Origin of the sequence: Bacillus sp. ISL-55 (assembly GCF_018613155.1) — a bacterium.
Taxonomy (GTDB): Bacteria; Bacillota; Bacilli; order Bacillales; family Cytobacillaceae; genus Mesobacillus.
Genome location: NZ_JAGGQU010000023.1, coordinates 1 through 14,100, shown reverse-complemented (window position 1 = coordinate 14,100; position 14,100 = coordinate 1). Strand labels below are relative to the sequence as shown.

Below are 14,100 nucleotides of genomic sequence, written 5' to 3'. Positions count from 1 at the left end.
AAGGGGACAAGAGAATGGAAATTTGGAAGGGGTCTGCTGGAGTTTGTTTAAATGAACTGGGAGAGGTCCTCATGGTGCGCCAGGGGAAAGAGGACGAAGAAAAACTATGGGCCGTGCCTGCAGGCGGTAAGGAAAACGGAGAGACTTATGAGCAGTGCTGCATCAGGGAAGTGTGGGAGGAGACCGGATATGAAGTGGAAATCGTCCGTCAGCTTTTTGTGAAAACTGGTGTCTTTTTTGGAGTGGAAGTCAAGGTTCAGTACTTCGAGATAAAAATAATAGGAGGAGACCTGCGGATTCAGGATCCTGACGGGCTGATCCATGAAATTGCCTGGAAAAAGGTGAGTGAGATGGACGAATCTGATTTTGGTTTCAAAGAAGATAGGGAGTTTCTGTTGAAGTTTACAGGCAGCCTTCAGGTTTAAGGTGTAAAAAAAGGCATGGATTACTCCATGCGTTTTCATCTATCTACACCAATTTTTCAAGGTTTACGCGCTTGTGAATCGCTAGCATAACAGGGATACCTATAGCCATTACCGTGAATTCACCTGCAGCCGTTGTCAGCCATGTGAACCAGAATGGAAATTGGAATGCCAGGTTCAGTTCAATCGCAATCAGGAACATCGTGAAGGTGAAGACCACTGTATTCACAATCATGCGGCCGATAATGCTTTGAATATATTTTGCTGTGAAAATCGTGATCAGCAAGGAAATGACAGACTGGCCGACTCCAAAGACAAGGTCGTATGCGACCATTGGCGAAAAGAGCAGATTTGTTAAAAATACACCCAATACGATTCCAAAGAAATATTTCTTATTGAAAACAATTAAGTGGTTGAACATTTCCGATATGCGGAATTGCACATTTGTGAAGCCAAATGGCTGGATGACGGCAGAAACGGCTATATATAAAGCAGCCAGGATCCCGTTCCGGACAATCGTTCTCGTATTCATTTTTGATCTCTCCTAGTTTTTTTACGTGGGATGGTTACGAACCACGTTATTTAAAAGCCAGTTTTATATTATATAGGATAAAAGAACTCCTCACAATATAATTTTATTAGAATAATAGTTGAAGGAACGCTATTAATTTCGGGTAGCGAAAACTTAAAAAACAAAATACGCCCAAATAGATTCATCTGGGCGTCATTCCAGCTCTTAGTCACTTGGTACTGTCGCTTCTTCGTCGCTGACCACCATTCAGGATACGATGGTTGTGCTATCACGTACATTGTTATCTTGAATTCTTTTTAGCAGTTTTAGTACTCCATCTTGGTTGGACGAATGAGAGAATTCATTAAAAATGGCTTTTGGGTCTATGTAGGGCTCCCCTGGGCACTCAACCAAGCCATCCGTTGTCATAACGAGATGATTCACGCCTTTTCGTAATTCCTTTGTTCCGCTGCTGAAGCAAGGAACAGCTTGACTAAAGGTGTTTGCTTGACCAATCCATTCATAAAAATGGCGCTGGTTCACTTGATATTGTCCAAGTGAGGCAAGTTCGGGATGGTGTAAGTAGAATAGACAGTCGCCAACAGAAAACCACCAGCAGTACTTGCCTTTTCTGGCGACGATCAAGCAGGCAGTTTCTCCTTTAATTCTCTGGCAAGCCTCTAAAAACTCCTTACTTTGGAAAAGGTTAAGGGTAAAACGTTCCAAACTTCGAAAAGCTTGATTTATAGATAGGGAGAGGAAATCTCGTATTTTATCCTTTTGTTGCCTGAAGGCTTCAACAATCAGTTCAGCACTTTCGGCACTAGTGTGGGCATCTAAAAGAATCACAAACTCCCAAGCCTGTTCAGGATCTGTCAAAATGAAGCAGCCATCCTCATTCTTGTATTGACCTGCACTGGAATTCCCTCCATACCGGCCAATGACAATACTACCGAGTTGAACTATACTTGGCTGATCCACAAAACTTTCCTCGTTTCCTACCCAATTGAAATCGTTCATATAATTTCGCCTGCCTCTGAGATATCGGTCATTCGCCTAAAATGGAAAAGAGTAAATCAAATCCTCCACATCTATATCTCTCAGTTTAAAGTATCTTTATTTTAAAATAAATCACATGATTGTTATAATTTGTGATAAGAACTTAGGCTACTTTAGATAAAGGGGTTATGCAAATGTTTAATAGAGATATCAAGAACCATTGGACCGTTCAATATGAGGAAAGAGGGCTGCCGCACGTCCAGGCGGGACTTGTACTTAATCCGCAAAACTGGAGGGAGTTGGATCCGTTCATTTTAATGGCGGAGGACTGGTTTAAGCGCGGGACGTTTTCCGATCACCCGCATCGCGGTTTCCAGACCATCACATATATCATTGATGGCAGGCTGGAGCACATTGACAACCATGGTGGTCACAGTATCCTGGAATCTGGTGATATCCAGTACATGAACGCTGGCAGCGGAGCGCGGCATGCTGAAGAGGCAGTGGACAATGATATAGCACATACACTGCAGCTCTGGCTGAACTTGCCTAAGGAGTTGAAAGGCACGACCACTTCTTATCAAAACGTGTATTCAGAAAGTGCACCTGTTGTTCAGTTTGATGGCGGTACTTTAAAGGTGTATTCAGGTGAAACTGCTGGAGTGAAAGGGCCTCTACAACCATTAGTGCCTTTTACCTTATCAGAAATCCAGCTAGCAGAGGGAACAAACTTCATATATGAATTGCCTGAATCACATAACGCATTCTTATATATCCTTTCCGGTGAAATTGATGCCGGCTCTAGCCAGACAAACCTCAAAAAATCTTCCGCAGCGACTTTGACTTTTAATGACGGAGGCGAAGGTACAAGCGAACTAAAGCTGAAAGCAAACAAACGCTCACGAGTATTGGTATATTCCGGAAAGTCAATTAAAGAGGAAGTGGTCGCCTATGGACCGTTCGTGATGAATTCGATGGAAGAGATTCGCCAGGCTTATCGCGATTATCAGGAAGGGAAGTTCGGCAAGGCAGCTGAATAAAGGCTGGACCTTCCAGCTAAGTTCCAATTAATTGACGGAATACACATTGTCATGTATCATAACTGTATACATTCGAATAGTTTCTCCTAAAGGGGAGTAGCTTTCACAACAGAGTCGTCATTACGGAGTTCACTCCCGGCTTTGTTGGCAACGTTAGTTGTTAGCAAGACCTTTGCCATATTTGGTGAAGGTCTTTATTTGTTTTTAAGACCTTCACCTGAGCGGGTGAAGGTTTTTTTATGAGACATAAAGACATTTTCTTATCAATGAACATAAATTTAAGTATTGGAGTGGGAAAGTTATGAAGAGATTACAGATTAGTTTTAATGAACTTGTTAAAAAGAACAAAGAAGAATTGTTAGCAGACCAAAAGCGGATCGAAATCATCGAGAAGCGGCTTGATGACAAATACACCAATCCAAAAAATTAAATAGACGGAGGAACAGGATGTTACTAAGAAAGTATATGTCTTTGCTGGGGGTAGGATCTGCTCAGATCGACCTGATATTGGAGAAGGATGTTTTAACCCCTGGTGACTCGGTGAATGGGAAATTTCTGATCAAGGGCGGGACGGTTGACCAGGACCTCCAGCTCATTGAGTGTGCCCTTGTCATGGTAAATTTAAAGACTGAAGCAGAAAACGTACTGGATACTGTATCATTCGATGTACAGTTGAGAATTCAGCCAGATGGAGATGATATGGTGCCGTTCAGTTTCCTGCTGCCGCTGGATGTCCCTCCTTCAAGCAAGGATATCTCTTATCATTTTAAAACAAGGCTGGTCTTTAAACAGGGAGTTGAAAGCTGGGACGAAGACATGATCAAGGTGGTGAAGCGCTGAACTGTGGAATCTGTGATTATGGATAAACCAGACTCCGCCTTTCGGGACCACGGTGAGAGGAGCGGAAGAATGAATCGATATAAACATCTGGCAGATAGTGTAATTTATTCAACCCGGGGATTAAAAGCAGCTGTGATTCATAAAGATACATCACTAAAGCTGGTTGGAGAGGGAAGAAGTGCGTTCGCATTCCGAATTGGCGGTACAAATCTTGTTTTAAAGGTTTTCTTCCCGCAATTTGAAAAGGTGGCAGTTGAAGAGGCGGGGATTTATAAGGAACTTGCTGGAAATCCATTCTTCCCTTCTCTTCATGAGTCGGGAAGCAATTATCTGGTCATGGATTATGTTCGGGGCATGACGCTTTATCAATGTCTGGTAAATGGCATGCCGATTGCCGCCGACCATATTGAGGATGTCGATCATGCTCTTAAGCTTGCAAGAGAAAAAGGCTTGAACCCGTCCGATATCCATCTGCGGAATATCATCATCACTCCTGATGATGAGGTCAAGCTTATTGATGTGGCTCGATTCCGGCAGACGAAGCAATGTTCTCAGTGGGAGGACCTAAAAAGCGCTTTTTATAAATATTACCGACATGAACGCTTTCCGAAAAAAATGCCAGAGCCTGCGATGAATTTAATTGCATACTTTTATAAAAAAGGACTGCTGCCATCAATTAACTAATTTGAATGGCTGCAGTCCTTGTTTGTTCATATTTTCCCGATTGAAAGCTGGATGTGGCGAAAAGAATTTGATTTACTCGTCCCGGAAATCAGATTTGGTAAACGTCCAAAAGTGCAAAAACTTGTACTGCATTCCAAACCTGCGTTATGATGGATTATAACAGTGTATTTTGAAATATAATCCGTAGAAATATATATATATAATTGTCATTGAACACATGGAGGAATCTACATGACCACAGAACTGCAAGCTTTAGGAGAAGCAATTGTCAGCAGGAAGCACGAAATCGCCAAAGCTGTCCACGAAGACAGGTATGCTGATTCAGTTTTAACAGAAGCCCAGAAGTATGATCTTGGCAAAATTGAACAGCAAATCCTCGAAATCAGGGCGGGCTTCATTGAAATATTCGGTCAAGCATTGATTGAGCATGAAGAACAAGAAAAGGTATTTGCTAAGATAACTAACTGGGGTAAAGAAACTGGCGAGTATATCTATAAGCTGGGCGCTTCTCTTGATGAAGCGCTTAAAGATACAAGCTATTACCGTGAGCATATATGGAAGGCAATCAAAGAAGAAGCAAAGGATTTGCCTGCTTCTGCTATCTTTGGTGTTTTGGATATTATCGATCCATTGATGGACCATGCTATCTACAGCTTCAGCCTTACGTTTGTCGACGCGCACCAAAAGAGCCTTGAAAACGCAAAAACTGCATTGTTGGAACTGTCAGTACCAGTCGTTCCGTTAATGCCTGGAGTCGGAGTATTGCCTCTTGTTGGGAACGTCGATACTGAAAGGGCTCAGCTGTTGATGGAAGAAACACTGGACCAGGCTGTAAAACTCAAGCTTACTCATCTTATCTTTGATGTATCCGGAGTCATGATCGTAGATACGATGGTTGCCGACCAGCTGTTCAAGGTAATCAGCGCCCTATCACTAGTTGGGGTAAAGACCATCATGACCGGCATCCGTCCAGAGGTCGCCCATACAATGGTGACGCTTGGACTCAACCTCGAAGGTATAATGGTAAAATCGAATCTTCATCAGGCATTCAAAGAGATCCAGACTCTGCAGAATGCATAAATTCGAAAAAGCTGCCCAGGCAGCTTTTTTATTTTGCGAAAAAAAGAGGAAATACCAAAAAGGAAGAGAATTTGAAGTTTAAATATAGAAAAAGTGATGATGTTTTATGATAAAAATTAAACCTAACAAAATCCATATCATTGGTTCTGTCGGAAGCGGGAAGACGACCCTGGCCAGAAGTCTGTCAGCCAGATTCAACTTGCCGCACCATGAGCTTGACAATGTTGTCTGGAAAAGAACCGATATGGGGGATATTAGGCGGAGTGATAAGGACCGAGATGAATATTTGAAGTCAATCGTTAATACCGATTCGTGGATAATCGAAGGTGTCCATTATCAGTGGGTTGCGGAGAGCTTCGAAAAGGCAGATATAATCATTTTCTTGGACCCTTCCTATCGAAAAAGAAAATACAGGATCATCAAAAGATTCATCCTGCAAAAAATTGGAGTTGAAAAGGCAAATTACGCTCCAACTCTAAAAATATTCAGGAAGATGTTTGTTTGGAACAGGTATTTTGAGGAGAAAAGCAGACAGGAAATCCTGACTATTCTTGGCGTCCATCAGAATAAACTGTGCATGATAAAAGAGGATATAGAGCTTGAGAAACATATATTCCCGGAGGCGATGGCATGGAAGAGCTGATTATACGACCTGCAGAAGAACGAGACATTCCAAAGTTATACCATTTAATGAACCAATACATTGTTGATTTTTATAAGAAGCCAGAACCAAATAAAGAAGAATTGAAAAATTTGATTAAGCACTTACAGGATCATCCAGACTCGGGTTTGCAGTTCGTGGCTGAAAACCAAGGAGAAATTGTGGGATTCGCAACCCTGTACTTTACTTTCAGTACTCTCCAGGTAAAACGGGCGGCTATTTTGAATGACTTATTCGTTTCAGCCAATGCAAGAGGCCAAAAGGCAGGCGAGCAGCTTTTTGCAAAATGCCTATCACATATCAGGGAAAATAACTTCGCTTATATGACATGGGAAACTGCAAAGGATAACTATGTTGCTCAAGGTCTTTACAATAAGATGGGGGGAAGGCAGTCAGACTGGCTGGTTTATGAAATTGAATAGATAAGCACTATCTGCATTGGTGAGCTTGCACTCCCGAGTCGAATTTCGTGTATTTTACCAGGTTAACACCTATACTATAGTGTGAAATAACCAACTGGAGGTATCCATAATGCAGATTGAAATGTGGACTGACTTTGCTTGACCGTTCTGCTATATTGGCAAAAGGCGTCTGGATGACGCTATTAAACAGATTGATCACCCAATTGAAGTGACGTATCGATGCTTTGAGCTTGATCCGAACATGAAGCGGGACATCGATTACAATATGTATGAAGCTCTCTCAAAAAAATATGGGATGAGCATTGCCCAGGCGAAAGCAAGCACGCAAAATATGGTGCAAATGGCGAAGGAATCCGGCCTGGAATATAATATCGACACGCTCATTTTAACGAATACATTTGATGCTCACCGTTTGACGATGTTTGCAAAAAAACATGGAATGATGGCAGAGATGACCGAAAGAATTTTACGTGCCTATTTTACTGAATCGAAACATATTGGGGACCATGAAACATTGACGGAATTGGCCGTAGAAGTGGGATTGAATCGTGGAGCTGTAGAGGAAATGCTTGCAAGCGGTGATATGGCGGATGAAGTCCGTGCTGATGAAAGCACTGGCCAGCAGTATGGCATCACAGGTGTGCCATTCTTCCTGATCAATAAGAAGTATGCCATAACAGGCGCACAGCCGACTGATGTAATCGTTCAGTCGCTGAAAAAAGTCATTGCAGAAAATCAAATCACTGTTTTGAACAATGATGACGGAATGATTTGTGATGATGATGGCTGTGAAATTCCTAATGAAAAGAACTAGTCCTCGGACTAGTTCTTTTTTATGTCCTTATATAAATTCTACAATTTCCTCGACCGGAATACGGGTTGTAGGATGTCCTGTCTGAGCAGCCTTTCCAAGAGCCAGCAGGAGGACAGGCATATAACGCCCATCAATGTTGAACTTTTCGATGAATTGCTGCTTGTTGAATCCGCCCATTGGCACAGTATCATAACCTCGTGCTCTGGCAATCAGCATAAGCTGCATCGTAATCAGTCCGGCATCAAAGGACGCGATGTTCTCTCTTATTCCAACGTGAGCAGAAGGGTATAATTTATTGGTATTTTCAATCATTCTGCTCATTGTTGCTTCATCCATATACCCAGCTTCATATGAACTGCGGTATACTTTTTCGCCATTTCGGTACATTTCCCGATCGCCCAGTACAGCAATAACGGCTGAAGAAGTTTCCACCTGCTCTTGATTATTGGCGATCGTTCTTAGTTCTTTTTTCGTTTCCTCGTCCTGGATAACGAGGAACCTCCATGGCTGGAGATTGCTAGAAGAAGGTGCCAGGGTTGCTTCTTTTAAAATATCTAAAATCTCTTCTTGTGAAATCTTGACGTCAGGATTATATTTTCTGACAGAACGGCGTTCACGAATTACCGTGGCCAGGCTTGTCTCGGATGTATTCATATCTATTCCTCCAAAGTTTGTTACTTTTAGTAAGCGTTATTCAGGTTACTATTAGTAAGTGTTTAAGTCAAAGAAGTTAACCTGATTTCACCATTCCAATTACTGGACTTTCTATTCTCAGATGGTTTTTCTCGTGGGAATCATGACGGTACCCGCTAATTTTGGTGCTGAGGGAATCCCGAGGGGTTCATCAAAGAGCTTCCGATATAAATAAAGGGTGCCTGTTTTTTTAACGGGACACCCTTACTTAGTTCTTTCAGAAAGAATATCATACCACTCTTCGGTTTCATCTCGATTCTTGCTGTTGATGAAGATCTTGTCATTTTCCGTTTCGATGAATAAATAAGGTGGAGAGCCTTTGTGGATAAAAAGAAGGCTGCTGCCGTAGTCAGTTACTTTGAAATGACCCTTTGCCAATGTGGCAAGACCGAACCCGTTTTCTTTCCATGTCACTTCTGGCATTTCCTCTAAAAGTTCAATATGGCGAATATCCGCGTATTCCCATTCTCCGCCATACATGCCCGTGATTTCAAAAGAATCTTCATTTTCCATAAGTTCAAAGTCCTTATATCCTACAAATGAAAGGCCCACTATAAACCCAATCGTTCCAATGGCGAGAAGGCTACTGAAGATATAGCTCCGCTTACGCTTCTCCTTTATTTCATATTTGGAAAGATAAATGAGACCGCCGAGAAGGAATACCATTATAAAACCGAACTGGACTTCGATGGAATATTGGAAAGATGTGAAACTTAAGGGTAGAAGAATGGCCATGCCCGCTGCAGTGGCGAGCATCAGCTTCCCGACTCTTTGTGGATAGCCATTCTGGATTAATTGCTGCTGCTCATCCTTCGATTTGCCATTGAAATTAGAAATCAGCCAGTACCATTCCTTTTTCACGATCGCCCAGCCAAAGAACAGGAACATAACAATCATTAAAAGCTGTATTCCAATAAATAACGTCATAAACGATCACCTCTAAAAGAGTCCTTACCTACTTATACGGATTATCTGTGAAGCAAGTTTCACTGACGCAACAAAATTTTGTGTTTCATAAGGGTGTCTATCGTTTTAAATGCATCTTTACAACCTTGATAACAGACAGAAATATCGTGATTCAAAAGAAAATGTCCGTCATGGCCTTGATGACGGACGGTAATAAAGAAGTATTTCATTTAGTCTACGAGCTTACGCTTTGTTCAGTTTCCGAGGTGGCGGCCCTTAAGTTACGCGACCTCATGAAAAAAATCACAGTCATGACGATGGACAGTGCACCGAACATGACGCTCATCTTTTGGAGTCCGACTGCATCGAGAAGGAATCCGGTCATTAACAGGACGACCTGGAAGAAGACGCGGTCCATCATATTCCGAAACGAGAAGAAACGGCCGTGAAAGTCTTTAGGCACCCTAGTCTGGAAAATCGTAGCTGCTGTCGGGAAGAAGCAGCCTACTGAAAATCCGAACAGCAGAAAAGCGATGATCGTCAGGACTGGCAGATTGGCAAAATAGAGCATCAGCTGGGAGAAGCCGATCAGCATCGAGCTTGCAAACAAAATTTTATAAGGTGAAAATTTATAGCTGATTCGTTTAATCAAAAACGCGCCGCTCATGAAGGCGAGACCTTCGGCGGTATAAATCCAGCCTTTGATGGCAGTACTGTCCTGCAGCTCACTGATATTGATGACAACCAAGTTGAAGCCGCCCAGGAATATAAGCGGGATCAAGGTCAAGATCAAAGTCATCATCACAATCGGCAGCTTGACGATGATAGGGAACACGTCTTTGAATCCTTGTTTTTGCTGGCCATCTTTGACTGCAGAGACCTTTTTGTTTTCATCAAACTGTAAAAACCAGGTCAGTCCGAACAGAACAATGTATGCAGCCATCGAAAGGAGATACACAGCATTCAAAGGAATGGCGACAAGCAAAATTCCTGCAGCCGCAGTCCCGATAATACGAGATAACGTGGACACATTCATATGGACTCCATTCAGCTGCAGCAAGTCCTTCTCGCTAACGACAAGCGGGATTGCTGCCTGGAGTGCCGGAAAGTAGAAGGCGGCAGATATTTGCAATAACACGAGGAATACAAGCATCCACCATACTGAACTTGTTTGAATGGCAATCAGCATAAAAACGACACTGATAATTCGTATAAAACCAGAAATCAGCATGACAGCCTTTTTGCTGTATTGGTCTGTCATTCTTCCTGCAAGAGGTCCAACTGCAATACCAGCCAGTAATCCAGCAGCAAGCAGCAGCGATTTTAAAAAGTCAGAAGGAATTTGTTCCTGCATAAACTCAAGGTTTCCAATGATTCCAAGCCATAGTCCTAACCCGGCTATAAACTCGCCGGTCAATAAAATCCAGACATTCTTATTTCTCCACATTCTGTTTGTGCCTCTCGGTTTCTAATGAATTTTTCTTATCTCCAATTATCTGATATTCGTGAAACTTCGTAAAGCTAAATATTGTGATTAATCAATTTAATAACGTGAAGATAATGAAAAAAGATACTGCGCCAGAAGATTTAATTCTCTGCTATCCACACCAAGCATGAAGAAATCGAATTTTACACCGTAAAAAGGACAAGCTAAACCTAATACCAAGCTGTAAGGGAGAGAAGATTTTACGATGAAAAAAGATCAGCAGCAATTCAAATTAAGTTATGAATCAGACGGGAAAATGGATGAGAAGAAAAATGAAGAAAAGAAGAAGAACAAAAGTGCAAACTTTTTTAACGTAACGCCTGACAGTGAATAGAGGCAGTGAAGGAGTAAAAATATGGCTCTAGAACATATTGAACGAGCAACTGAAGAAGATTTGCCGGTCATCGGCTCAATGTTTGCAGAATGCAAAGACTATCTTGAGTCGAGAGGCATTTTACAATGGGATGAAAAGTACCCCAACCATGAGTATTTCGAAAATGCGATGCAGGGTGAAGAATTGTTTGTCTTGAAAAAAGGCGATGACACCATTGGTGTAATGGTTCTCGATGAGTGGCAGGCTCCTGAGTGGGAGAATGCAAATTGGTCTTTTACAGAAGGAAAGCCGCTGATTCTCCATTCGTTCTGTGTCGACCCATCTGCTCAGGGTGGCGGGTATGGCAGCAAGATGCTTCAGTTTGCCGAGGACTTTGCGAAGGATCACGGATATGGAGTGCTCCGGCTAGATACATACTCCGGAAATGAGGGGGCTGTTTCCTTTTATGAGAAAAGGGGTTATACAATTACCGGAAGAGTAATGATGAATGGAAAGCCAGAAGGACATGAATTATATGTTTGCTTCGAAAAATTGTTCTGAATAGAGAAACCCTGTCTTCATTGCAATAGGAGTCAGGGTTTCTTATTTTCATAGCTTCACAATGACCTCAGTACCATCATGCAATCTCACATCAACAAGCACGGTTCCTTTGTGCTCGCCTAGTTCACGGATCAATTCATTCATCAGCTGCTTGTTTAGTATAGTATCGAAAATTGCGGCGGGAACATGATTATGTTCAAGATCCTGATTCGCCCATTTGTGCATCTGGTTCCTGAATTTTTCAGAGGCAAGAATGGAACTGGCAGGTGTAATGCAATCTTATTACGTTTTTTGATTTTTATTTTCAGCATACTTTTTACTCAATGACGACTTTAACGGTATCGCCATTTGCTGATTGGATGTCAACGATGTTGCCGTCCAGCTCATTCTCGATTGCATCGATCAGCATGTTGATATCAAGGTCCTTGACATATTGCTGGGATTGAGGGATGCCAGCAGCGATGCTGTGTCCAGTCTTGAGAAGGGCTTTTACAAGCTTGATTGGCACATTGACGTTCACATTGTCATTTTCCTTGGATACTACCCGGATTTTTAATGTTTTATCTAAGTATTTATTTGGTTTGTTAGGCAATGCAGGCGTTTCTTTTTCCTTGAGTACGGCAATCAGCTGGGCACCTTTTTCGGAATCAATTTTACCTTCTTGTACCATCGTTAGAATCTTTGAAATTTCTTCACTCATCACTATTCCCCCTATTCACCTTTTAAAAGTTTGATCGCATCTTCTGGAGAAATCTCACCCTTCTCCAGCATCGCAACGATTTTCTTCTCATCCAGCTCATTTTTCTTTTGAGTGTCATATCCAAGCGCAGTGATAATATCGTTAAGCTTTCCTCGGACAGTCGGATAGGAAATCCCGAGCTCTTTTTCTACTTCTTTAATGTTTCCACGGGATACAAGGAAGGTTTCGACAAATTGAAGCTGTTCCTTTGTTAACGATGCAAGCTTTGAGAGTTCGAATTCATTTTCAATGGTCGTATCGCAGTGATTGCATTTTAGCTTGGTGATTTTAAGGGTTTGGCTGCAAACAGGACAATTCGTTAAGACAGGATATGCCATGACTGCCTCCTTTCGATGTATTTAGATATATAATATAATTATAAATTGAATATGTAAATAAAATATTAAATTAATATTAATTATTTTAATCATGAAGTTAATATTATTAAAATAAAATAAAAAACCTATCCTTATCAGGACAGGTTTTTAACTTAATTGCGCGGGTCGACATAATCAGGGGAATCTTTAATTATGCCATCCACCTTCATCTCAATTAGAAAATAAGATGCATCAGGGCTTCGTGCAGTCCAGGATTGGATCTGCATTCCAAGACTGTGGACGTTGTCGACCAGTTCCTTTGATACTGTTCGTAGCTTGGGTTCTAGATACTCTTTAATTGAACTTATTAGATACTTCTAATAGTTTATCCTTGTATTTTGTAATGTCAGATACTTTATCTATATTAATAGTAGTTCGCTCATCATCATTAAATTGAATGTATTTATTAGAAGAATTAAATCCAAGTCTGCATATCCATTTTCTAATACTATTATCCAGCAAAATGTTAAAGTAGCTAAGATTGTCTCTATAAGATATTCTTTCTTCTGCAAGTGTATCTTTAATTAATATCTTAATTATTGCAAAACCTTCTATCTCCTCTTCTGTTGTGGCAATTTGAGGTTCGTCTTTTACAAGGATGGTTTCAGAGGTTGCTGCAGCTTCTTTTTGAGCTTCCTCATCTGTATTAGTTGTTTTTAAGGCTGCATTGAGTTTATCGTTAACAAGTTCATTTATAAATTGTTTAAAAGCCTTTTTAATAATTGGTTCAAATTTTTCAAGAGTGTTTTTGGTTTTAACACCTTCATAAATTTGGCTGATCATAAATCTTACAAACTCTTCAGTTGGTGTCTCCACTTGTTCGTTAAGGTAGCTTTTAAGCTTATTTAGATATTTTAATTCTGAAGCTGTTGTAAATATACTTTCTAAATTAAAACTGTTTTTCTTGAATTTTGCTAATTCAACAAGTGCGCTGTCTTTTAGTTCTAAAATATTAAACTCGAAAAAAGGTGAAGTATCCATTTTATTCTGCTCTTCTAAATCTGTATAGAACCTATAAGTGATACCATTTGTTAATATTGCAAATTTAGCAGAGGTAGTACCGAAATACCTAAATAATTGAGAGTCATGCTTTTGTAGTTTTTCATTTATTGATTTGGCTTCAATTAAAATTACGGGACTGCCTTCATTCATAATGGCATAATCCACTTTTTCGCCTTTTTTTATTCCTACATCCGCAACAAACTCGGGAGTGAATTCTTCAGGATTAAAAATATCGTAACCTAGTATTTGAAAGAATGGCATGATAATTGAAGTTTTAGTAGCCTCTTCAGTTACAATAGTTGATTGCAGTTTCGCTACCCGATTGGACAAGGTCTTAATTTGTTCCATGAAATTATCCATACTATAATCCTCCTTAATATTGTTACTATAATTGCAGTGAAAGCGTTTACTCTTTGGTTTAATGTTACCACAAAAATTGTAAAAAGTTGTTAGTGAAATAGGTTTTTATTCTTAAAGAGTCAATAATTTAAGATGAAAAGAATATAAGATTTCATTAAAATCCAAATATTTGTAACTGCTAGACTAAAGT

Annotated in this window: 21 protein-coding genes and 1 riboswitch; of the genes, 11 read left to right on the top strand and 10 right to left on the bottom strand. The window is 40.7% G+C overall.

The features are described 5' to 3' along the window. Positions 1 to 14 precede the first annotated feature (14 nt). The gene (locus J7E32_RS12575) at positions 15 to 425 is read left to right on the top strand and encodes an NUDIX hydrolase (RefSeq protein WP_214907785.1); all 411 of its coding nucleotides are present in this window, start codon (positions 15 to 17) and stop codon (positions 423 to 425) included. A 43-nt stretch (positions 426 to 468) separates the two neighbouring features. Here J7E32_RS12575 and J7E32_RS12570 read toward each other — a convergent pair whose 3' ends face one another. Together J7E32_RS12570 and J7E32_RS12565 are read right to left on the bottom strand one after the other, a co-directional pair. Next, the gene (locus J7E32_RS12570; protein WP_214907783.1) at positions 469 to 954 is read right to left on the bottom strand and encodes a QueT transporter family protein; all 486 of its coding nucleotides are present in this window, start codon (positions 952 to 954) and stop codon (positions 469 to 471) included. A gap of 6 nt (positions 955 to 960) precedes the next feature. After that, positions 961 to 1,005, bottom strand: a riboswitch (PreQ1 riboswitch). A gap of 195 nt (positions 1,006 to 1,200) precedes the next feature. Next, positions 1,201 to 1,953: a PP2C family serine/threonine-protein phosphatase gene (locus tag J7E32_RS12565; RefSeq protein WP_214907780.1), complete on the bottom strand. Its 753-nt coding sequence runs from the start codon at positions 1,951 to 1,953 to the stop codon at positions 1,201 to 1,203. A gap of 173 nt (positions 1,954 to 2,126) precedes the next feature. Between J7E32_RS12565 and J7E32_RS12560 the strand changes: the two genes are divergently transcribed. From J7E32_RS12560 to J7E32_RS12525, 8 genes are all read left to right on the top strand, one after another. Beyond that, positions 2,127 to 2,972, top strand: a complete 846-nt coding sequence (locus J7E32_RS12560; RefSeq protein ID WP_214907778.1) for a pirin family protein — start codon at positions 2,127 to 2,129, stop codon at positions 2,970 to 2,972. 301 nt (positions 2,973 to 3,273) lie between these two features. Continuing rightward, positions 3,274 to 3,402: an FbpB family small basic protein gene (locus J7E32_RS12555; protein WP_214907776.1), complete on the top strand. Its 129-nt coding sequence runs from the start codon at positions 3,274 to 3,276 to the stop codon at positions 3,400 to 3,402. A gap of 17 nt (positions 3,403 to 3,419) precedes the next feature. Then, a complete protein-coding gene (locus tag J7E32_RS12550) occupies positions 3,420 to 3,812 on the top strand; it encodes a sporulation protein (protein ID WP_214907774.1) in 393 nt (130 codons plus the stop codon). A 69-nt stretch (positions 3,813 to 3,881) separates the two neighbouring features. Continuing rightward, on the top strand, positions 3,882 to 4,496 hold the full coding sequence (locus J7E32_RS12545; RefSeq protein ID WP_214907772.1) for a protein kinase family protein: 615 nt from the start codon (positions 3,882 to 3,884) through the stop codon (positions 4,494 to 4,496). 231 nt (positions 4,497 to 4,727) lie between these two features. Then, positions 4,728 to 5,576 (top strand): STAS domain-containing protein, encoded by an 849-nt coding sequence (locus J7E32_RS12540; protein WP_214907770.1) that lies wholly within the window; start codon positions 4,728 to 4,730, stop codon positions 5,574 to 5,576. A 106-nt stretch (positions 5,577 to 5,682) separates the two neighbouring features. Beyond that, positions 5,683 to 6,219, top strand: a complete 537-nt coding sequence (locus J7E32_RS12535; protein ID WP_214907768.1) for an AAA family ATPase — start codon at positions 5,683 to 5,685, stop codon at positions 6,217 to 6,219. Next, the gene (locus J7E32_RS12530) at positions 6,207 to 6,659 is read left to right on the top strand and encodes a GNAT family N-acetyltransferase (protein WP_214907765.1); all 453 of its coding nucleotides are present in this window, start codon (positions 6,207 to 6,209) and stop codon (positions 6,657 to 6,659) included. The genes J7E32_RS12535 and J7E32_RS12530 overlap by 13 nt, the downstream gene beginning before the upstream one ends. A 154-nt stretch (positions 6,660 to 6,813) precedes the next feature. Continuing rightward, positions 6,814 to 7,473, top strand: a complete 660-nt coding sequence (locus J7E32_RS12525; RefSeq protein WP_353654049.1) for a DsbA family oxidoreductase — start codon at positions 6,814 to 6,816, stop codon at positions 7,471 to 7,473. A 27-nt stretch (positions 7,474 to 7,500) separates the two neighbouring features. Here the strand turns inward: J7E32_RS12525 and J7E32_RS12520 are convergent, their stop codons facing one another. From J7E32_RS12520 to J7E32_RS12510, 3 genes are all read right to left on the bottom strand, one after another. After that, positions 7,501 to 8,127 carry a nitroreductase family protein gene (locus J7E32_RS12520; protein ID WP_214907761.1) on the bottom strand — a complete coding sequence of 209 codons (627 nt, stop codon included), beginning with the start codon at positions 8,125 to 8,127 and terminating at the stop codon, positions 7,501 to 7,503. A gap of 243 nt (positions 8,128 to 8,370) precedes the next feature. After that, the gene (locus J7E32_RS12515; RefSeq protein WP_214907759.1) at positions 8,371 to 9,093 is read right to left on the bottom strand and encodes a DUF3784 domain-containing protein; all 723 of its coding nucleotides are present in this window, start codon (positions 9,091 to 9,093) and stop codon (positions 8,371 to 8,373) included. A 214-nt stretch (positions 9,094 to 9,307) separates the two neighbouring features. After that, positions 9,308 to 10,519 carry an MFS transporter gene (locus tag J7E32_RS12510; RefSeq protein ID WP_214907757.1) on the bottom strand — a complete coding sequence of 404 codons (1,212 nt, stop codon included), beginning with the start codon at positions 10,517 to 10,519 and terminating at the stop codon, positions 9,308 to 9,310. Between the two features lie 244 nt (positions 10,520 to 10,763). On the opposite strand from J7E32_RS12510, the gene J7E32_RS22905 reads away from it, so the two are divergent. Continuing rightward, complete coding sequence (locus J7E32_RS22905; RefSeq protein WP_286183127.1) at positions 10,764 to 10,892, top strand: hypothetical protein; 129 nt, start codon at positions 10,764 to 10,766, stop codon at positions 10,890 to 10,892. A 21-nt stretch (positions 10,893 to 10,913) separates the two neighbouring features. Further along, entirely contained in the window at positions 10,914 to 11,432 is a 519-nt protein-coding gene (locus tag J7E32_RS12505) for a GNAT family N-acetyltransferase (RefSeq protein ID WP_214907755.1), read from the top strand. 48 nt (positions 11,433 to 11,480) lie between these two features. Here the strand turns inward: J7E32_RS12505 and J7E32_RS12500 are convergent, their stop codons facing one another. From J7E32_RS12500 to J7E32_RS12480, 5 genes are all read right to left on the bottom strand, one after another. Next, the gene (locus J7E32_RS12500) at positions 11,481 to 11,657 is read right to left on the bottom strand and encodes a hypothetical protein (RefSeq protein ID WP_214907753.1); all 177 of its coding nucleotides are present in this window, start codon (positions 11,655 to 11,657) and stop codon (positions 11,481 to 11,483) included. A gap of 91 nt (positions 11,658 to 11,748) precedes the next feature. Further along, complete coding sequence (locus J7E32_RS12495; RefSeq protein ID WP_214907750.1) at positions 11,749 to 12,132, bottom strand: SHOCT-like domain-containing protein; 384 nt, start codon at positions 12,130 to 12,132, stop codon at positions 11,749 to 11,751. An 11-nt stretch (positions 12,133 to 12,143) separates the two neighbouring features. Further along, positions 12,144 to 12,509, bottom strand: coding sequence for a DUF2089 domain-containing protein (locus tag J7E32_RS12490; protein ID WP_214907748.1), 366 nt, complete (start codon positions 12,507 to 12,509; stop codon positions 12,144 to 12,146). 152 nt (positions 12,510 to 12,661) lie between these two features. Next, positions 12,662 to 12,847, bottom strand: coding sequence for a glycerophosphodiester phosphodiesterase family protein (locus J7E32_RS12485; protein ID WP_353654048.1), 186 nt, complete (start codon positions 12,845 to 12,847; stop codon positions 12,662 to 12,664). Beyond that, a complete protein-coding gene (locus J7E32_RS12480; RefSeq protein WP_214907744.1) occupies positions 12,843 to 13,910 on the bottom strand; it encodes a type I restriction endonuclease in 1,068 nt (355 codons plus the stop codon). The genes J7E32_RS12485 and J7E32_RS12480 overlap by 5 nt, the downstream gene beginning before the upstream one ends. Between the last annotated feature and the right edge of the window lie 190 nt (positions 13,911 to 14,100).